This is a genomic window from Pseudomonas sp. I3-I5 (assembly GCF_022699445.1).
Lineage (GTDB): Bacteria > Pseudomonadota > Gammaproteobacteria > Pseudomonadales > Pseudomonadaceae > Aquipseudomonas > Aquipseudomonas fulva.
Window position 1 is genome coordinate 4,616,201 of record NZ_CP093940.1, and the last position, 18,241, is coordinate 4,634,441.

The following is an 18,241-nucleotide window of genomic DNA, read 5'->3' on the forward strand; positions in this document are numbered from 1 at the left end:
GCATGAACACGATATGACTTGATTGTGACAATTGGATGAAATGCCATCATCGTGTCGAAGCGCTGCTACAGGGAGCAAGTGTCAGTGGCCAAGGCGATTCAACGCTTGTTGGCGAGCAAGTACAGACCTACCGAAAAGCCGACCATGCACAGGACAGCCACATAGTAAGCGGGCGCCATGGGGCTGACCTTCAGAAGCCCGGTTACCGCCATCGGCGTCAGGCCGCCAAAAATGGCATAGGCGACGTTGTAGGAAAACGACAAGCCGCTGAAGCGCACCGCAGCCGGAAATGCCTTGACCATCACGTAGGGCACTGCGCCAATCACGCCCACGCACAGGCCGGTCACCGCATACAACGGGAACAACAGCTCGGGCCGTGTGGGCAAGCTGTGGTAAAACGCCCAGGAACTGACCAACAGCATCAGGCTGCCGACCACGAACACACGGCCCGCGCCGAAGCGATCGGCCAGGCTACCGGCGCCAATGCAACCCAGGCTCAGCAGCACGATGGCCAGGCTGTTGGCCTTGAGCGAGTCGGTAGGGCTGATGTGGTAGATGCTCTGCAACAAGGCTGGCGTCATGAGGATCACCACCACGATGCCTGCCGACAGCATCCAGGTCAGCAACATGGACAGCACGATGGGCCCGCGATGATCGCGCAGCACCGCCCGCAGCGGCAGCTCTTCGGCCAAGGCTTTGCGTTGCTGCATTTCTGCGAACACCGGGGTTTCATGCAGCCAACGGCGCAGGTAGACCGAAAACAGACCGAACACACCGCCCAGCAGAAACGGAATTCGCCAGGCATAGCTGGCCACTTCTTCGGCGCTGTAGACGCTGTTGATCAAGGTCGCGACCAGCGAGCCCAGCAAGATACCGGCCGTCAAACCGGCAGTGAGCGTGCCGCAGGCATAGCCGGTATTGCGCGCCGGCACGTGCTCCGAGACGAATACCCAGGCGCCCGGCACTTCCCCGCCGATGGCCGCCCCCTGGATCACCCGCATCAACAGCAACAGGATCGGCGCCCACAGGCCAATCTGCGCGTAGGTCGGCAGCAGGCCCATGATCAGGGTGGGCAGGGCCATCATGAAGATGCTCAGGGTGAACATCTTCTTGCGGCCCAGCAGGTCGCCGAAATGCGCCATGATGATGCCGCCCAGGGGCCGCGCCAGATAGCCTGCGGCAAAAATGCCGAACGTCTGCATCAACCGCAGCCACTCTGGCATGTCGGCTGGGAAGAACAGCTTGCCGACCACGGTGGCGAAGAACACGAAGATGATGAAGTCGTAGAACTCCAGCGCCCCGCCCAGCGCAGACAGCGAAAGGGTCTTGTAGTCACTGCGGGTCAGCGGCCGCGGGGCCTGCTCGATACTGCTCGGCGCGGAAGTCATCACGGTTATTCTCTTTATAGGGCAAGGCCACACGGGATGCGGCTTGTTCAAGGCGAAGGCGAAGATAGCAAATTGCCGAACGCGGCTGAAAGCGACACGCAATCCATACCGACCTGCAAGAACGCATGGTCGTCGCTTGCGTAGATGCTCTATATACTGGCGTTTCGTACGAAATGTGTCCTGCTAGCGTGGGATATTGTGCGAAAACTCCGGTCACTATACTCAGACGGTTTCGAAGCATTTCCCACGGCCGTCTCGTCATACGAATCGGCGTAGTATGTTGTCAGCTGAATCGTTTACCGGCCTAAGCGCCGCATCCAGGAAAAGCGTCACGGGTCAGAGGCCCCACCGCATGATTGAGCTCGAACAAGAAGATCCAATTCCGCAGGGTGACCTTGCTTTGCAGATCACCGCACTGCCACGCGAAACAAACGGCTTTGGCGATATCTTCGGCGGCTGGCTGGTCGCCCAGATGGACCTGGCAGGTACCGCCATGGCCAGCCGTGTTGCCGGTGGCCGCGTCGCTACCGTGGCGATAGATCGCATGGCGTTTCTGGTACCGGTGGCCGTGGGCGCACAGTTGTCCTTCTATACCCAGACGCTGGAGATCGGGCGCAGCTCCATCCAGATGATGGTCGAGGTATGGAGCGACGATCCACTGTCCAGCGAATGGCGCAAGGTGACCGAAGCCGTCTTCGTCTTCGTCGCAATCGATGGCAGCGGCCGCACCCGTTCCGTCCCTCGTCGCTGAGGCCTGCCGGCGGTAAACTCATTGCCTGCGCCCGGGTCCAAGGCCCACTGGCAACCAATGAGATGACGCAATGGCCACCTTCCAGGTAACGACCGAGCAACATGGCGAGCTTCACTGCTGGCGTATCCGCAGCAGCTTCGCCGAACTACTGATCGCCCGCCAGGGTGCACAGGTCCTCAGCTACCAGCGCACAGGCGAGCCGCCGTTGCTGTGGTTGAGCGACAAGGCCATTTTCCGCCAGGGGAAGTCGGTTCGGGCAGGGGCGCCTGTGTGCTGGCCATGGTTTGGCGACCTGCAGCGCAATCCTGAAACCGTCCAGTCCATGTACCACGCTGAACAAGCGCCAGCCCACGGCCTTGTCCGCACGCGTGACTGGCAATTGCTGAGCCTGGAGGAAGTGGGCGAAACCCTGCGGATCGAGTTCGAAATGGCCGAAGCGCAAGGTGGATTGCCCGGGTGGCCGCACACCGTGGCGCTGAAGCTGGTGGTCGTGCTGGACGAGGCGTTGACGCTGCAACTGACCAGCCGCAACCTTGGCGATAGCCCGGTCACTATCAGCCAGGCCCTGCACAATTATTTTGCCGTCAGTGATGTGCGCCAGGCCAAGGTCGACGGTGTCGAGGGGTTGGCTTACATCGAAACCCTGGCCGACTGGCAACAGCGCCTGCAGCAGGGTGCGCTGGCGTTTACCGGCGAGACGGACCGGATCTATCTGGATACGCCGCCAACGCTGAGCATCGTCGACCCGGCCTGGGGCAGGCGGATCATCCTGACCAGCAGTGGATCCCGCTCGGCGGTGATCTGGAACCCCTGGACCGCACGGGCCAAGGAATTGCCGGACATGGCCGATGACGGCTGGCAACGCATGCTGTGCATCGAGACGGCGAACGTCTGGGACGACGTGGTGCAGTTGCAGCCCGGGGCCAGCAGTTCGCTGGGGGTCAGGATCGATTGTGAAGTGACCCCGCGCGACTAGCCACTCGGACACGCCTCAAAGATCGGCGTCCACCACTACCCTCACCTTCGCGGCGTCCAAGGCATAGGCCGCGTCGGCCAGGTCGTTGCTGACCTTTTCCACCTTCAGCGTGCCGCTGACCCACAGCGGCGTGTAGATGTCATCGATCTTCAGCCCTTTTGGATAGCGCACCAACACCAGCTGGTTGGGTGGCGGTGGCGGGACGTGGATGCATGCACCTGGGTATGGCACCAGGAAGAACAAGGTGCTGTGGCCCTTGGCATCGCTTTCAAGCGGCACGGGGTAGCCACCCAGGCGAATGCTCTTGCCGTTCAGGGCGGGCACGGTTTTCGTCGAGTACATGACCGCAGGCAGCCCCTTGCTCTGCTTCAAGCCACCTTTGGCGGTGAAGGTGCCCATGGCTTCGGGAGAGTTATGGTCGATTTCGGGCATCTGCTCGAGCGCCTTCTGGTCCGACTTGGGCATCAGTTCCAGCCAGTCGGTCTCGGGCAATTCGGCATGGGCCAGGGAGCTGGCCGACAACAGGAGGGCAATGAAGAAGGCACGCATGGAATGCTCGGCAACTCGGGATGAATTGCCGGCATTCTAACCAGTATTCAGCGTTTCTTGATGAATCCGTAGATCACCAGAAGAAGGATGGCGCCTACCAGTGCGCCAAAGAAGCCGGCTGCCTGACCTGCCTGGTAGATACCAAGCGCCTGACCGCCATAGGTGGCCAACAGCGAGCCCGCGATACCGAGCAGGATGGTCATGATCCAGCCCATGCTGTCGTCGCCCGGTTTGATGAAACGAGCCAGCAGGCCGACGATGAGGCCGATGAAGATGGTTCCGATGATACCCATGGCAATCCCCTTGCAGTAAAGATGGAACAAGCCAAAGCCTAGGCAGCGCTTTGGCTTGTTGCCACTTCAGAGGGCCAGCCGGATGCAGAAGTTCGAATTGGCGCTCGATCAGTTGCCGATCAGCGCCTGGACTTGCGCAATCTTGTGCTCGAGTGTGGCCATGTCCTGGCACCGCAATGTGGCATGGCCAACCTTGCGTCCGGCCTTGAACGCCTTGCCATAGTGGTGCAGGTGGCAGTCGTCGATGGCCACGACCTGCTCCACTGGGGGGACTTCACCGATGAAGTTGAGCATGGCGCTCTCTCCGACCTTGGCAGTCGAACCCAATGGCAAACCGGCGATGGCACGCACGTGGTTTTCGAACTGGCTGCACTCGGCGCCTTCGATGGTCCAGTGCCCGGAGTTGTGCACGCGCGGTGCAATTTCATTGGCCTTGAGCCCACCGTCGACCTCGAAGAATTCGAACGCCATGACCCCGACATAATCGAGTTGTTGCAACACGCGACCGACGTAGTCTTCAGCCAGCGCTTGCAACGGATGCGCCTGACTGGCGACCGACAGGTGCAGGATGCCGCTGTCGTGCGTATTGTGCACCAGCGGATAGAACCGCGTTTCACCATCGCGGGCCCGGACCGCGACCAGCGATACTTCACCGGTAAAGGGTACGAAGCCTTCGAGCAGGCACGGCACGCTGCCCAGTTCGGCAAAGGTGCCGACCACGTCTTGCGCGGTGCGCAGGACTTTCTGGCCCTTGCCGTCATAGCCCAGGGTGCGGGTCTTGAGCACCGCTGGCAGGCCGATGCTCGCCACTGCGGCGTCCAGGTCTGCCTGGGACAGGATGTCGGCGAACGCGGGGGTGGGGATCCCCAGGTCACGGAACATGCTTTTCTCGAACAAGCGGTCACGGGCGATGCGCAGGGCCTCGGCACTTGGGTACACCGGCACGAACTGCGAAAGAAACGCCACGGTCTCGGCCGGAACGCTCTCGAACTCGAAGGTAACCAGGTCAACCTGATCGGCCAGCTGACGCAGGTGTTCCTGGTCGCCATAGCCCGCGCGCAGGTGCTCGCCCAGAGAGGCGGCACAGGCATCGGGCGCCGGGTCGAGGAAGGCGAAGTTCATGCCCAGCGGAGTACCCGCCAGTGCTAGCATGCGGCCCAACTGGCCGCCACCGATTACACCGATTTTCATGGGTTGAACCTCAAGCCTGACGCGGATCTGGATTGTCCAGCACGGTGTCGGTCTGTTCCGTGCGGAACTGCTTCAACGCCGCGTGGTACTGAGGGTGCTTGGCGCCAAGGATGCTGGCCGACAACAGCGCGGCATTGATTGCGCCCGCGCGGCCGATGGCCAGGGTGGCAACCGGCACGCCGGCAGGCATCTGTACGATCGACAGCAACGAATCAACGCCCGAAAGCATCGACGACTGCACTGGCACGCCCAGCACCGGCAGGTGGGTCTTGGCCGCGCACATGCCAGGCAAGTGGGCTGCACCACCGGCACCGGCGATGATCACCTCGATGCCCCGGCCATCAGCCTCTTCGGCGTACTGGAACAGCAGATCCGGCGTACGGTGGGCGGAAACCACCTTCACCTCGTAAGGAATGCCGAGTTTTTCCAGCATATCGGCGGTGTGGCTAAGGGTGGACCAATCGGACTTGGAGCCCATGATCACGCCAACCAGTGCACTCATCGTCGAGCCTCTCCTGCAAGCGCCTTCTGGCGCGCTAAAAGCAACAAGCCACGCAGGTGGACCGGCGTGGCTCGTCATACGGATTATGAATCGACCGGGTCGGCCGAAGGCGCAGGATTGTAGCGTATTCATGGAGGGAGCGCCCACCCCCATAAGCACATGCCGGATCAAAGGGCAAGCTGTCTCGCGGGACAAGTTTTCCCGCTCGAACGGCTATGGCTAGAGCGACAAGAATCGCGGATTATCTGAAATACACTTCAAATTGATGCCTCGCCCTGAACGCCGGTCGACTCCAGTTTGCGCCACAGCAAACGGACGTTGGCCTTGCGGACCAAGGCGCAGCGGTACAGGCGAATTTCCAGCGGCACGTGCCACTGGCTGCCACCACAGATCGCAAGTTCTCCACGCTCCAGTTCGCCGCGCATGGACAGGCGCGGTACCCATGCCACCCCCATCCCCTCCAGGGCCATGCTCTTGAGGCTGTCAGCCATGGCGGTTTCATAGACGGTGGTGTAACGCAGATTGCGCTGGCGCAGCAGCAAGTTCACCGAACGACCCAGGAAGGCACCGGCACTGTAGGCCAATAATGGCACGCTGGTTTCACCCTCCAGGGTAAACAACGGTTTGCCTTCTGCATCCACGGCACAAACGGGCAGCATTTCGGTGGTGCCCATGTGCAGCGAGGGAAAGATTTCGGCATCCATCTGCAAGGCTGCGTCAGGGTCGTAGAACGCTAGCATCAGGTCGCAGCCGCCTTCCCTCAAGGCATGCACTGCATCGCCGACGTTGGTGGCAACAAGCCGGGTGGCGATGTTCAGCCCATCGTTGCGCAGTTGGGCCACCCAGCGTGGGAAGAAGCCCGATGCGAGCGAGTGCGCGGCTGCCACTTGAATCACTTCGCCCTGACCACCTTCAAGATGATGCAAATGGCGAAGAATTTCGCTCAGCTGGTCGACAACCGTGCGGGCCGTTACCAAAAACAGCTGGCCCGCCTCTGTCAGCTCGATGGGGGTGCGGGATCGGTTGACCAGGGTAAGGCCCAGGGCCGCCTCCAGGCTACGAATCCGCCGGCTGAAGGCCGGCTGTGTGACGAAGCGCCGCTCAGCCGCCTGGGAAAAACTGCGGGTCGAGGCCAGGGCACTGAAGTCCTCCAGCCATTTGCTTTCTAGGTTCATCGGGCCGCTCCCCTGCCGTGCACCAAAATGGAACACGCTCGAAAATCAATCGGCGTCACATCTATCACTATGCCGTTTGTGCATAGGTTAGCGTGCAACAGCATTGGCCGCAAAAACACCTTAGGGCCTAGGATTGGCGCCATTCCGGCATGTGCCGGGTCAAACTCGAGATGATATTTATCATGTCCGCTGCTGCATCGTTCCGCGTCGAAAAAGATTTGTTGGGCACCCTTGAAGTTCCTGCTGATGCCTACTACGGCATCCAGACCCTGCGCGCTGCCAACAACTTCCACCTCTCTGGCGTTCCTCTGTCGCACTACCCCAAGCTGGTCGTGGCCCTGGCCATGGTCAAGCAGGCCGCTGCCGACGCCAACCGTGAGCTGGGCCACCTGAGCGATGCCAAGCACGCTGCCATCAGTGCAGCCTGCGCCCGTCTGATCAAGGGCGACTACCACGAGCAGTTCGTGGTCGACATGATCCAAGGGGGTGCCGGTACCTCCACCAACATGAACGCCAACGAAGTCATCGCCAACGTCGCGTTGGAGGCCATGGGTCACCAGAAAGGTGAGTACCAGTACCTGCACCCCAACAACGATGTGAACATGGCGCAGTCGACCAACGACGCCTACCCCACTGCTATTCGCCTGGGCTTGCTGCTGGGTCACGACGCCCTGCTGGCCAGCCTTGAGAGCCTGATCCAGGCCTTCGCCGCCAAAGGCAAGGAATTCGACCACGTACTGAAGATGGGTCGCACCCAGCTGCAGGATGCTGTGCCGATGACCCTGGGCCAGGAATTCCGCGCCTTCGCCACCACCATGACCGAAGACCTGCAGCGTCTGCGCTCGCTGGCACCTGAGCTGCTCACCGAGATCAACCTGGGTGGCACCGCGATCGGTACCGGCATCAACGCCGACCCGGGCTACCAGGCCCTGGCTGTACAGCGTCTGGCAACCATCAGTGGCCAGCCGCTGGTACCGGCTGCCGACCTCATCGAAGCCACCTCCGACATGGGCGCCTTCGTACTGTTCTCCGGCATGCTCAAACGCACCGCGGTCAAGTTGTCGAAGATCTGCAACGACCTGCGCCTGCTGTCCAGCGGCCCACGTACCGGCATCAACGAGATCAACCTGCCGGCTCGTCAGCCCGGCAGCTCGATCATGCCAGGCAAGGTGAACCCGGTGATCCCGGAAGCCGTAAACCAAGTGGCCTTTGCCATCATGGGCAACGACCTGGCCCTGACCGTCGCGGCCGAAGGCGGCCAGCTTCAGCTGAACGTGATGGAGCCGTTGATCGCCTACAAGATCTTCGACTCGATTCGCCTGCTGCAACGCGCCATGGACATGCTGCGCGAGCATTGCATCGTCGGCATCACCGCCAACGAACAGCGCTGCCGTGAACTGGTCGAGCACTCGATCGGCCTGGTCACCGCCCTGAACCCTTACATCGGCTACGAAAACGCCACCCGTATCGCTCGCGTTGCCCTGGAAACCGGCCGCGGTGTGCTTGAACTGGTGCGTGAAGAGAAGCTGCTGGACGACGCGATGCTCGACGACATCCTGCGTCCGGAAAACATGATCGCCCCGCGTCTGGTTCCGCTGAAGGCCTGACCAGAACGCTGTAACCGTCTCACCAGGTCGAGGGACTAGACACCTCTCAACCTTTCCTAAGCCCGGGCGTATGCTTCGGGCTTTTTTTTGCCCGCCCGGTGCCGATTGGCAGCCATCGACGACACTCGGCATACAACTTGCTCGATAATGCGTCCCAGACCCACGGGACCACTCCGCATGCTGCACAGCCACCTGACTACCCTCAACGCGGTTTCGCTGATCCTCAACGTCTTTCAGGCCCAAGGCTGCGAGGCCTCGGAGCTGCTAGCCGGCAGCGGCATAGGCCCAGCGGACCTTGGCCATGCCGATGCACGCATCACGACCCAGCAGGAACTGCAGGTCTGTGCCAACGCCGTGGCCCGCCGGGAGGACATTGGCCTGGAGTTGGGCCAGCGCATGCGCGTGTCTGCCTACGGCATGCTGGGGTACGCGCTGCTGTCCAGTGCCACTTTGGGTGACGCCCTGGGCCTGGCATTGCAGTATCCGGCACTGCTGGGAACAGTTTTCACCTTGCGCCTGCTCGACGACGGCCACCGTGTCTGGCTCAGCGCCAGCGATTACCGGGATAGTCCTGCGCTGAGCGCTTTCAACGCCGAATTCTGCCTGGTGTCGTTGAAGGTCATCTGCGACGACTTGCTAGGCCATGATCTGCCGCTGCTCGGGGCGCGCTTCGAGCACCTGCGCCCCGGTTACCACGCGCGCTACAGGCGCCTGTTTCAGTGCCCAATCACCTTCGCCTCGCCTGACAACGCCTTCGCCTTCGAGCGGCACTGGCTGAACGCGCCACTGCCTCTGGCCGACCCGATCACCCACAAGGCCATGAAGGAGCGATGCCGACGCCTGAACCTAGAATTCACCGGCCGGCAGGCATGGTTGGGGCGCGTTCGCCAACTGCTTGTCAACCAACTGGAAGCGGCGCCGGGCCTGGAGGGCCTGGCACGGCAGATGAATTGCTCGTCCCGTACACTTCGCCGTCACCTGCAGGCGCTGGGCAGCAGCTATCAGCAATTGCTCGATGAGTTGAAGTTCGAACGGGCCAAGGAACTGCTCGCCGACGGGCACATGCCGATCCACCGCATTGCCGAAACGCTTGGGTACAGCGAGACGGCCAGTTTCCGTCACGCCTTTGTGCGCTGGAGTGGCGTGGCGCCGACTCGGTTTCGCGGGTAAGCCTGCTGGTAGGCCTAGGGTAGCTGCCTCACACGATGAAGGTGTTCGACGTTGGCCATATCTATCCCCTTTTGGCCGGTTCAGATGTTCTCGCTGAGCGGCCCCGTTCGTGACAATGAAGGCACGCCAGTACCCACCGGAGAACAACAATGCTGACGATCTATTCCGATGATCACCGCCTGCACCATGGCCGCTGCGAGCTGATCGATGGCAAGCTCATGCCTTGCTTCGAGATGCCTTCGCGTGCCGACCATGTCCTGGCCCAAGTCCGCAAACGCGAGCTGGGTGAGGTCAAAGGCCCTGATGATTTTGGCCGTACGCCATTGCTGCGCGTGCACAGCGCCGATTATCTCGACTTCTTCGAAGGCGCCTGGGCGCGCTGGGCGGCCATGGGCCAGGAGGGCGATCTGCTCCCCTATACCTGGCCTGCTCGCACGCTGCGGGCGGTCAAGCCTACAGGGTTGCACGGCGAGCTTGGTTACTACAGCTTCGATGCAGGTGCTCCGATCACGGCAGGCACCTGGCAGGCCGCCTACAGCGCAGCCCAGGTCGCGCTCACGGCGCAAGCGGCCATCGAGCAGGGTGCCCACGCCGCGTTCGCATTGTGTCGTCCACCGGGGCATCACGCGGCAGGCGACGTCATGGGGGGCTACTGCTACCTGAACAATGCAGCCATCGCTGCCCAGGCCTTCATCGACCAAGGACGGGCAAAGGTTGCCATCCTCGACGTGGACTACCACCACGGCAATGGTACCCAAGACATTTTCTACAGCCGCGCCGATGTTTTCTTCGCCTCCATCCATGGTGATCCTCAGGACGAATTCCCCTTCTTCCTGGGCTATGCCGACGAAACCGGGGCGGGTGCCGGCGAGGGCTGCAATGTGAATTATCCGCTACCGGCGGGCAGTGAATGGTCGACCTGGCGCGCAGCCCTGGAAGACGCTTGCGAACGCATCGCCGCGTATGAGCCTGAGGTAGTGGTGGTGTCGCTGGGGGTGGACACGTTCAAGGATGATCCGATCTCCCAGTTCAAGCTCGACAGCCCTGATTACCTGGAGATGGGCAAGCGCATCGCGCAGCTCGGCAAGCCCACCCTGTTCGTAATGGAAGGTGGCTATGCCGTGGAAGAAATCGGCATCAACGCCGTCAACGTGCTCGAAGGCTTCCAGCGCGCACAACCCGGAGCTCGATAATGGCCACGATCAAACAGCTACTCGCCCCTCTCGTCGCTGCGGTACTGTGCGCAGGCACCCTGCCCGCCCAGGCCGAACAGCGCACGCTGCGCGTGTACAACTGGTTCGACTACATCACCCCGCAGACGCTGACCGACTTCCAGAAGGACAGCGGTGTGAAGCTGGTGTATGACATCTTCGACACCAATGAAGCGCTGGAAGCCAAGTTGCTGACCGGCAACTCTGGTTACGATGTGGTGGTGCCGTCCAACGTGTTTCTGGCCAAGCAGATCGAGGCCGGCGTATTCCAGCCGCTCGATCGCAGCAAACTGCCGAACTGGCAGCACCTGGACCCGGCCCTGATGAAGTTGATCGAAGCCAATGACCCCGGTAACCGCTTTGCCGTGCCGTACATGTACGGCACCATACTGATCGGCTTCAACCCGGCCAAGGTCAAGGCTGCGTTGGGGGAAAACGCACCTGTGGACAGTTGGGACCTGATCTTCAAGGAAGAGAACATCGCCAAGCTCAAGCAATGTGGCGTGGCCCTGCTCGACTCACCCTCCGAGATCATGCCGCTGGCCCTTCAATACCTGGGCCTGCCGCCCAACAGCGAAAACCCGCAGGACTACAAGAAAGCCGAAGCCCTGTTGCTGAAAATTCGCCCATCCGTCACCTACTTCCACTCCTCCAAGTACATGGCAGACATGGCCAACGGTGACATCTGCGTCGCTGTGGGCTACAGCGGCAGTTTCTCGCAGGCTGCCAACCGTGCCCGCGAGGCCAACAACGGTGTCGTGGTGGACATGCGCCTGCCCAAGGAAGGGGCGCCGATCTGGTTCGACATGCTGGCAATTCCAAAAAATGCTGCCAATCCGCAGGACGCTCACGCCTTTATCAATTACCTGCTCCGGCCTGAAGTGATTGCGCCGATCAGTGACTTCGTGGGCTATCCGAACCCGAATAAAGACGCTACGGACAAGGTGAGCCCAGCGATTCGCAACAACCCCAACTTGTATCCAACCGCCGATGCAATGACCAAGCTGTATACGCTAAAGCCACTGGCTCGCGATGCAGAGCGCGCACGCACACGGGCATGGACACGCATCAAGTCCGGATCATGACCACCTGCGGCTGGGGTCGTGGCCCCAGCCGCTCTTCACGGTGCGCCGTTCAAGACCGCCAGGCCTTGCGTAGCTTCAGCAAGGCCTCGGCGATTTCCCTTTCAGGCACTGCCGCAAAGCCCACTACCAGCCCTGCCCGTTTATCCACAGGGCACGTGCTGTCATCCAGCCAAAAATGGCTCAAGGGCGTCACTTCCACGCCAACGGCTTCGGCCTGGGCCACCAACGCCCTTTCCCGGCTGACGTTATCCACAGCCAGTGTGACATGCAGGCCAGCTGCGATATCCGGCATGGCGCCCATGCCTAGGATGCCGGTAGGCCACCCGGCCAGTATCGCGTCGCGCCGTGCAAGGGCGGCCTTGCGCATGCGCCTTATATGCCGCTGAAAATGCCCACGCGCCATGAACTCCGCCATCACGCATTGACTGCTGATTTCCGAATGCCGGGAGGCCAGCGCCCTGCCCTGGCTGAAGGGTTTGGCCAATGCGGGCGGCAACACAAGATAACCAAGGCGCAGGGCTGGGAAAGCGATCTTGCCGAAGGTACCGACGTACAGGACCCGTCCATGTTGGTCCAGCGCAGCCAAGGGCGCCAGGGGCGCACCGCTGTAACGGTACTCGCCGTCGTAATCGTCTTCGATGATCCAGCCCTGGGTACGGCGGGCCCAAGCCAGCAGCTGTAGGCGTCGGGCCAGGCTCATGGTGACACCTGTCGGGTACTGGTGAGCCGGAGTCACGTAGGCCAGCCGACATTTTTCCAGCCGTTCGAGCTCGGTGCAATCCATTCCCTGTGCATCAACGGCGATACCCTTTACCTCAGCTCCGCTCAAAGCAAAGGCATGGCCCGCGGCGCGATAGCCCGGGTTTTCCACAGCCACGGTATCGCCAGCGCCTAGCAGCAACTGTGAACAAAGACTGATAGCGTCCTGTGCGCCATGGGTGATCACAATTTGTGCAGCTGTACAATTCAGCCCTCGCGAACGGCGCATGTAAGTAGCGATCAGCTCACGCAAGGCGGGTTCACCCGCCGGGTCCCCATAGCTCAACCTGGCTGGAGACGGATTACGCCAGAAAGCCGCTTGCAGCTTGGCCCAGACGTCGAAAGGAAATAGGTCGAACGCGGGCAGGCCGACGCGAAACGCTCGTGGCTTGCCACCTCTGGGGGGTGCCAGATGATGTTTTTCGAGCAGTTGCAAGGCGGCATCAGCACGGCTGTAACTGGATAAATCCTCAGTATCAGACGAAGAGTTTGTGGATAAACTTGTTGATAACCCAGGGTATAAGCCTGTGGATAGGTGTGTGGACAGTTTGCTCGAGGTTCCTACATAGGTCCCATCACCGACCCGCGACTCGATGAAACCCTCCGCGTGAAGCTGCTCGTAGGCCTGGACAACGCTGTTGCGCGAAATGCCCAACATCCTGGCTATTTCCCGGGTTGCAGGCAGCCGAGTACCGCTGCCCAGGCGACCATCGAGCATGCGTTCCCGTAGGGCTTGATACAACTGCTGGCTGAGCCCCAGACGGCGGTCTAGCGTGATCCCGGCAGGGTCGAAGGAAAGATCGTGATGCAACTCGCTCACGGCATTGGCTCTATCAAAAGCGGAGTAAATGGCTCTTACCGAGAGCCAATCTTGTGCATAGCATCACCCTTATACCTGCAATCGAACAGGCTGCGCACACGTGCCAGCCGCCAAGGGATAGACCATGACGAACATTACCGTACGCCCGGTAACTGCCAACGACCACGCCACTTGGCTTGCCCTGTGGCAGGCCTACTTGCAGTTCTACAAGACAGAACTGTCCGAGACGGTCAGTCTCACGACCTGGGGGCGTCTGCTCGATACTCGCGAGCCCACGCACTCGGCGCTCGCCTGGCTGGATGAGAAAGCGGTGGGCATGGTCAACTTCATCTACCATCGTTCCAACTGGAGCATCGAGAATGCCTGCTACCTGCAAGACCTGTACGTGGCTGGCGAGCAGCGTGGCTTGGGTATTGGCCGCCAACTGATTCAGCACGTCTATCAGGCGGCGAGCGCGGACGGCTGCACCAAGGTGCACTGGTTAACCCATGAAACCAACTCCACTGCCATCGACCTGTATGAGCGGGTAGCCGAGCGCTCAGGGTTCATTCAATTCCGTAAAGGGGTTTAGGCCAGCATGAGCGATGCATTGAACTGGAAGCCGGCCAGCGCGCCCACGGCGCAGCCTATCGATGGGCATTTCATTCGCCTGGAGAAACTCGAGCCTGCACGGCATGGCGACGATCTATGGGAGGTGCTGCAAGGTGCGGCTGCCGATCCAGCGCTGTGGGACTACCTGCCTTATGGCCCATTTGCCGAGCGCGCTGGGTTCGACCGTTGGCTGCAAGCCAACGCTGCGGGTACAGACCCACTGTTCTTCACCGTCATCGATCGCACCTCGGGCCAGGCGCAGGGGCTGCTCAGCTTGATGTCGATCGTGCCCGATCATGGTCGCATCGAGATTGGTCACGTTGCCTTCGGAGCCGCGATGCAGCGAACGCCCAAGGGCACCGAGGCGGTGTATCTGCTGGCAAGACTTGGCTTTGCGCTCGGTAACCGACGCCTCGAATGGAAGTGCAACAACGCCAATGCTCGCTCCAGACGCGCAGCTGAGCGATTGGGCTTCGTTTTCGAAGGCGTGTTTCGAAAGCATCTGGTGGTTAAGGATCACAACCGGGATACCGCCTGGTATTCGATTACCGATGACGAGTGGCCGCAGGTGGCCGCCGCTTTCGAGCGCTGGTTGAGCGCTGAGAACCAAAGCCCGGCAGGTCAGTTGCGAACGCTCGAGGCATGCCGCCTGGCAAGCCCTTGTAGCAACGTACCCTGATAAAAAAGGGGAGCATTGCGCTCCCCCGAGGTTAACCCATGGTCAAGGGATCAGGTTCAGCCCTCGATCTCGATCAGGATTTCGCCCGGCGTCACGCGATCGCCCTTGGCCACGTGGATGGCCACGACCTTGCCCGCGATAGCCGCCTGCACTTCGGTTTCCATTTTCATCGCCTCGGTGATGAGCACAGCCTGCCCGGCTTTGACCGTATCGCCTTCCTTGACCAGCACATCGACGATGTTGCCAGGCATGGTGGTGCTGACATGGCCCGGGGCGCTGGCCTGCTTGCGCTTGCTGCTACCGCCGCTGACGAACTCGTTGAGCGGCTCGAACACCACCTCTTCCGGCATGCCGTCGATCGACAGGTAGAAGTGACGCTTGCCCTCTGCCTTGACGCCTACACCGGTGATGTCCACGCGGTAGGTTTCACCGTGCACATCGATCACGAATTCGGTTGGTACGCCTTCTCCGCCCGGGGCGGAAACGGCGCCGGCTTCAGGGATAGGCAGCAGCGCTTCGGGGGCCAGGGTGCCGGCCTCGCGCTCTTCCAGGAATTTGCGGCCAATGTCCGGGAACATGGCGAACGTCAGCACGTCCTCTTCACAGCGCGCCAGGGCCCCGATGTCGGCACGCAGCTTGGTCATCTCCGGTTTGAGCAGATCGGCCGGGCGTACATCGATCACCTCTTCGCTGCCGATCGCTTGCCGACGCAGTTGCTCGTTGACCACCCCCGGCGCCTTGCCGTAACCGCCTTGCAGGTACAGCTTCACCTCGTTGGTGATGGTCTTGTAGCGCTCACCGGCCAGTACGTTGAAGAATGCCTGGGTGCCGACGATCTGCGAAGTGGGGGTAACCAGCGGTGGAAAGCCCAGGTCTTCACGCACACGCGGGATTTCCGCCAGCACTTCGTTCATGCGGTTCAGCGCGCCCTGCTCCTTGAGCTGGTTGGCCAGGTTGGAAATCATGCCGCCTGGCACCTGGTTGACCTGCACGCGGGTATCCACGGCAGTGAACTCGCTTTCGAACTGGTGATATTTCTTGCGTACGGCATAGAAATACAGGCCGATCTCCTGCAGCAGCTCCAGGTCCAGCCCGGTATCGAACTCGCTGCCTTTGAGCGCCGCCACCATGGACTCGGTACCCGGATGGCTGGTGCCCCAGGCGAAGCTGGAAATGGCGGTGTCGATGTGATCAGCGCCGTTTTCCACAGCCTTGAGCTGACACATGGCAGCCAGGCCCGCGGTGTCGTGCGAGTGAATGAAGACCGGCAGCGACTGCTCGGCTTTGAGTGCCTTGACCAACTCGCCGGTGGCAAACGGGGTGAGCAGGCCGGCCATGTCCTTGATGGCGATCGAGTCGCAACCCATGGCCTCCATCTGCCTGGCCTGATTCACGAACGCCTCGATGGTGTGCACCGGGCTGGTGGTGTAGGCGATGGTCCCCTGGGCGTGCTTGCCCGAGGCTTTGACCGCCTCGATGGCCACACGCAGGTTACGCACATCGTTCATGGCGTCGAAGATGCGGAATACATCGATGCCATTGACGGCGGCCTTGGCGACGAATGCCCTGACCACATCGTCGCTGTAGTGACGGTAACCCAGCAGGTTCTGGCCGCGCAGCAGCATTTGCAGGCGCGTGTTGGGCAGTGCTGCACGCAGCTTGCGCAGGCGCTCCCACGGGTCTTCCTTCAAGAAACGCACACAAGCATCGAAGGTGGCGCCACCCCAGACTTCCAGTGACCAATAACCGACCTTGTCGAGTTTCTCGCAGATCGGCAGCATGTCTTCGGTGCGCATGCGGGTGGCCAACAGGGACTGGTGGGCGTCGCGCAGGATCGTATCGGTTACGTGAATCTTCTTGGACATTGTTATCTCCTCGTCGCGGCAAGCTTCGCGCCTCAGTCGGCCTGCACAGACGCGTTGGCGCCGGCTGGCAATCTGGGTTCGCAGCGTGCAGCTGTATTCAAATGCCTGCGTGGGCGGCGATGGCGGCAGCGATGGCCAGGGCCAGCTCTTCGGGTTTGCGCTTGATCGAATAGTTGGTCAGTTCCGGGTGGGTCTCAACGAAGCTGGTGTTGAACTGACCGCTACGAAATTCCGGATTACGCAGGATTTCCTGGTAGTACGCCGCGGTGGTCTTGACCCCCTGAACGCGCATGTCATCCAAGGCCCGCAGGCCGCGATCCATGGCCTCTTCCCACGTCAATGCCCACACCACCAGCTTCAGGCACATCGAGTCGTAGAACGGTGGAATGGTGTAGCCGGTGTAAATGGCGGTATCGGTACGTACACCTGGGCCACCCGGCGCGTAATAACGGGTGATCTTGCCAAAGCTGGGCAGGAAGTTGTTCTTCGGGTCTTCGGCATTGATCCGAAACTGCAGGGCATAACCACGGTGCTGGATATCTTCCTGCTTCACCGACAGGGGCAGGCCCGATGCGATGCGGATCTGCTCACGCACGATATCGATACCGGTGATTTCCTCGGTGATGGTGTGCTCGACCTGCACGCGTGTGTTCATTTCCATGAAGTACACTTCGCCATCGGCCAGCAGAAACTCCACGGTACCGGCATTCTCGTAGTCCACCGCCTTGGCTGCACGCACTGCCAGGTCGCCGATGTACGCGCGTTGCTCGGGCGTGAGTTGAGGGCTCGGAGCAATTTCGATGAGCTTCTGGTTACGCCGCTGGATGGAGCAGTCGCGCTCGAACAAGTGCACGACGTTGCCAAAGCTGTCGCCGAGAATCTGCGCCTCGATGTGCTTGGGGTTGACGATGCACTTTTCCAAGAACACTTCTGCTGAACCGAATGCCTTGGTGGCCTCGGAGATCACACGCGGGAAGTTCTGCTCCAATTCTTCACGGCTGTTGCAGCGGCGGATACCACGGCCGCCACCGCCCGACGTCGCCTTGAGCATGACCGGATAACCAATGCGGTCGCCTTCACTGAGCGCCTCGTGAATGTCGGCGACGTTACCCTCTGTGCCAGGGGTGACCGGAACGCCTGCGGCGATCATGGTGCGGCGCGCTTCGGTCTTGTCGCCCATGCGGCGAATCACGTCGGCAGCGGGCCCGATGAACTTGATCCCGCGCTCGGCGCAGATCTCGGCCAACTCCGCGTTTTCCGAGAGAAAACCATAGCCAGGGTGCAGGGCATCGCAGCCCGTTTCCACGGCCAGGTTCACCAGCTTGCGCGGGTTCAAATAACCGGCCAGTGGCTCTGCGCCAATGCTGTAAGCCTCGTCTGCACGCTTTACATGCAGCGCATGCCGGTCGGCGTCGGAAAAGATCGCTACCGAGCGGATGCCCATTTCGGCGCAAGCGCGCACGATCCGAACTGCAATTTCACCTCGGTTGGCGATCAGGATTTTTTTTATCACTGGATTCTTCCCAAAGCCGTATGAACAGTCGACACGGTTCTACCGGTCGGCGCGTGACCCGTTGTTGTTTGGCCAGTCGCAGATTCACCCTAGCGCTGTAGGTCGATAAACAAAAA

The 18,241-nt window shown here is 61.0% G+C and carries 17 protein-coding genes; 8 read left to right on the forward strand and 9 right to left on the reverse strand.

Annotation, left to right across the window (positions count from 1 at the left end):
- Positions 1-98: 98 nt before the first annotated feature.
- On the reverse strand, positions 99-1,388 hold the full coding sequence (locus tag MOP87_RS20745) for an MFS transporter (protein WP_023532734.1): 1,290 nt from the start codon (positions 1,386-1,388) through the stop codon (positions 99-101).
- Positions 1,389-1,740: 352 nt separating this feature from the next.
- Here MOP87_RS20745 and MOP87_RS20750 point away from each other — a divergent pair, with 352 nt between their 5' ends.
- Both MOP87_RS20750 and MOP87_RS20755 read left to right on the forward strand, forming a co-directional pair.
- Complete coding sequence (locus MOP87_RS20750) at positions 1,741-2,139, forward strand: acyl-CoA thioesterase (RefSeq protein WP_003253317.1); 399 nt, start codon at positions 1,741-1,743, stop codon at positions 2,137-2,139.
- Between the two features lie 70 nt (positions 2,140-2,209).
- Complete coding sequence (locus MOP87_RS20755; RefSeq protein ID WP_088522814.1) at positions 2,210-3,115, forward strand: D-hexose-6-phosphate mutarotase; 906 nt, start codon at positions 2,210-2,212, stop codon at positions 3,113-3,115.
- Positions 3,116-3,130: 15 nt separating this feature from the next.
- Here the strand turns inward: MOP87_RS20755 and MOP87_RS20760 are convergent, their stop codons facing one another.
- The 5 genes from MOP87_RS20760 to MOP87_RS20780 form a co-directional block, all read right to left on the reverse strand.
- Positions 3,131-3,664, reverse strand: coding sequence for a DUF3299 domain-containing protein (locus MOP87_RS20760; RefSeq protein WP_049695282.1), 534 nt, complete (start codon positions 3,662-3,664; stop codon positions 3,131-3,133).
- 47 nt (positions 3,665-3,711) lie between these two features.
- Positions 3,712-3,957, reverse strand: a complete 246-nt coding sequence (locus tag MOP87_RS20765) for a GlsB/YeaQ/YmgE family stress response membrane protein (protein WP_023532347.1) — start codon at positions 3,955-3,957, stop codon at positions 3,712-3,714.
- A 108-nt stretch (positions 3,958-4,065) separates the two neighbouring features.
- Positions 4,066-5,148: a 5-(carboxyamino)imidazole ribonucleotide synthase gene (locus MOP87_RS20770; protein ID WP_049695281.1), complete on the reverse strand. Its 1,083-nt coding sequence runs from the start codon at positions 5,146-5,148 to the stop codon at positions 4,066-4,068.
- Between the two features lie 10 nt (positions 5,149-5,158).
- Complete coding sequence (gene purE, locus MOP87_RS20775) at positions 5,159-5,650, reverse strand: 5-(carboxyamino)imidazole ribonucleotide mutase (protein ID WP_023532690.1); 492 nt, start codon at positions 5,648-5,650, stop codon at positions 5,159-5,161.
- 257 nt (positions 5,651-5,907) lie between these two features.
- Positions 5,908-6,825, reverse strand: a complete 918-nt coding sequence (locus MOP87_RS20780) for a LysR substrate-binding domain-containing protein (protein ID WP_027913339.1) — start codon at positions 6,823-6,825, stop codon at positions 5,908-5,910.
- A 182-nt stretch (positions 6,826-7,007) separates the two neighbouring features.
- On the opposite strand from MOP87_RS20780, the gene aspA reads away from it, so the two are divergent.
- From aspA to MOP87_RS20800, 4 genes are all read left to right on the forward strand, one after another.
- Positions 7,008-8,432, forward strand: a complete 1,425-nt coding sequence (aspA, locus tag MOP87_RS20785; protein ID WP_023532531.1) for an aspartate ammonia-lyase — start codon at positions 7,008-7,010, stop codon at positions 8,430-8,432.
- Between the two features lie 177 nt (positions 8,433-8,609).
- Positions 8,610-9,602, forward strand: a complete 993-nt coding sequence (locus tag MOP87_RS20790) for an AraC family transcriptional regulator (protein ID WP_028686789.1) — start codon at positions 8,610-8,612, stop codon at positions 9,600-9,602.
- Between the two features lie 149 nt (positions 9,603-9,751).
- A complete protein-coding gene (locus MOP87_RS20795; RefSeq protein WP_242809952.1) occupies positions 9,752-10,795 on the forward strand; it encodes a histone deacetylase family protein in 1,044 nt (347 codons plus the stop codon).
- A complete protein-coding gene (locus MOP87_RS20800; protein WP_028686790.1) occupies positions 10,795-11,898 on the forward strand; it encodes a polyamine ABC transporter substrate-binding protein in 1,104 nt (367 codons plus the stop codon). The genes MOP87_RS20795 and MOP87_RS20800 overlap by 1 nt, the downstream gene beginning before the upstream one ends.
- A 49-nt stretch (positions 11,899-11,947) precedes the next feature.
- Here the strand turns inward: MOP87_RS20800 and MOP87_RS20805 are convergent, their stop codons facing one another.
- A complete protein-coding gene (locus MOP87_RS20805; RefSeq protein ID WP_242809953.1) occupies positions 11,948-13,477 on the reverse strand; it encodes a PLP-dependent aminotransferase family protein in 1,530 nt (509 codons plus the stop codon).
- 124 nt (positions 13,478-13,601) lie between these two features.
- Here MOP87_RS20805 and MOP87_RS20810 point away from each other — a divergent pair, with 124 nt between their 5' ends.
- Both MOP87_RS20810 and MOP87_RS20815 read left to right on the forward strand, forming a co-directional pair.
- Positions 13,602-14,048 carry a GNAT family N-acetyltransferase gene (locus tag MOP87_RS20810; protein ID WP_027913334.1) on the forward strand — a complete coding sequence of 149 codons (447 nt, stop codon included), beginning with the start codon at positions 13,602-13,604 and terminating at the stop codon, positions 14,046-14,048.
- Between the two features lie 6 nt (positions 14,049-14,054).
- A complete protein-coding gene (locus tag MOP87_RS20815) occupies positions 14,055-14,747 on the forward strand; it encodes a GNAT family protein (protein ID WP_242809954.1) in 693 nt (230 codons plus the stop codon).
- A 56-nt stretch (positions 14,748-14,803) separates the two neighbouring features.
- On the opposite strand, the gene oadA is transcribed toward MOP87_RS20815, so the two are convergent.
- Positions 14,804-16,612 (reverse strand): sodium-extruding oxaloacetate decarboxylase subunit alpha, encoded by a 1,809-nt coding sequence (oadA, locus tag MOP87_RS20820; RefSeq protein WP_196110271.1) that lies wholly within the window; start codon positions 16,610-16,612, stop codon positions 14,804-14,806.
- Between the two features lie 97 nt (positions 16,613-16,709).
- Positions 16,710-18,125, reverse strand: a complete 1,416-nt coding sequence (locus MOP87_RS20825; protein ID WP_027913331.1) for an acetyl-CoA carboxylase biotin carboxylase subunit — start codon at positions 18,123-18,125, stop codon at positions 16,710-16,712.
- Between the last annotated feature and the right edge of the window lie 116 nt (positions 18,126-18,241).

Excerpts from the sequence above, each read along its gene's own strand:
- MOP87_RS20745 (WP_023532734.1), bottom strand. The coding sequence starts at position 1,388 with ATGACTTCCGCGCCGAGCAGTATCGAGCAGGCCCCGCGGCCGCTGACC.
- MOP87_RS20750 (WP_003253317.1), top strand. The coding sequence starts at position 1,741 with ATGATTGAGCTCGAACAAGAAGATCCAATTCCGCAGGGTGACCTTGCT.
- MOP87_RS20755 (WP_088522814.1), top strand. The coding sequence starts at position 2,210 with ATGGCCACCTTCCAGGTAACGACCGAGCAACATGGCGAGCTTCACTGC.
- MOP87_RS20760 (WP_049695282.1), bottom strand. The coding sequence starts at position 3,664 with ATGCGTGCCTTCTTCATTGCCCTCCTGTTGTCGGCCAGCTCCCTGGCC.
- MOP87_RS20765 (WP_023532347.1), bottom strand. The coding sequence starts at position 3,957 with ATGGGTATCATCGGAACCATCTTCATCGGCCTCATCGTCGGCCTGCTG.
- MOP87_RS20770 (WP_049695281.1), bottom strand. The coding sequence starts at position 5,148 with ATGAAAATCGGTGTAATCGGTGGCGGCCAGTTGGGCCGCATGCTAGCA.
- purE (WP_023532690.1), bottom strand. The coding sequence starts at position 5,650 with ATGAGTGCACTGGTTGGCGTGATCATGGGCTCCAAGTCCGATTGGTCC.
- MOP87_RS20780 (WP_027913339.1), bottom strand. The coding sequence starts at position 6,825 with ATGAACCTAGAAAGCAAATGGCTGGAGGACTTCAGTGCCCTGGCCTCG.
- aspA (WP_023532531.1), top strand. The coding sequence starts at position 7,008 with ATGTCCGCTGCTGCATCGTTCCGCGTCGAAAAAGATTTGTTGGGCACC.
- MOP87_RS20790 (WP_028686789.1), top strand. The coding sequence starts at position 8,610 with ATGCTGCACAGCCACCTGACTACCCTCAACGCGGTTTCGCTGATCCTC.
- MOP87_RS20795 (WP_242809952.1), top strand. The coding sequence starts at position 9,752 with ATGCTGACGATCTATTCCGATGATCACCGCCTGCACCATGGCCGCTGC.
- MOP87_RS20800 (WP_028686790.1), top strand. The coding sequence starts at position 10,795 with ATGGCCACGATCAAACAGCTACTCGCCCCTCTCGTCGCTGCGGTACTG.
- MOP87_RS20810 (WP_027913334.1), top strand. The coding sequence starts at position 13,602 with ATGACGAACATTACCGTACGCCCGGTAACTGCCAACGACCACGCCACT.
- MOP87_RS20815 (WP_242809954.1), top strand. The coding sequence starts at position 14,055 with ATGAGCGATGCATTGAACTGGAAGCCGGCCAGCGCGCCCACGGCGCAG.
- oadA (WP_196110271.1), bottom strand. The coding sequence starts at position 16,612 with ATGTCCAAGAAGATTCACGTAACCGATACGATCCTGCGCGACGCCCAC.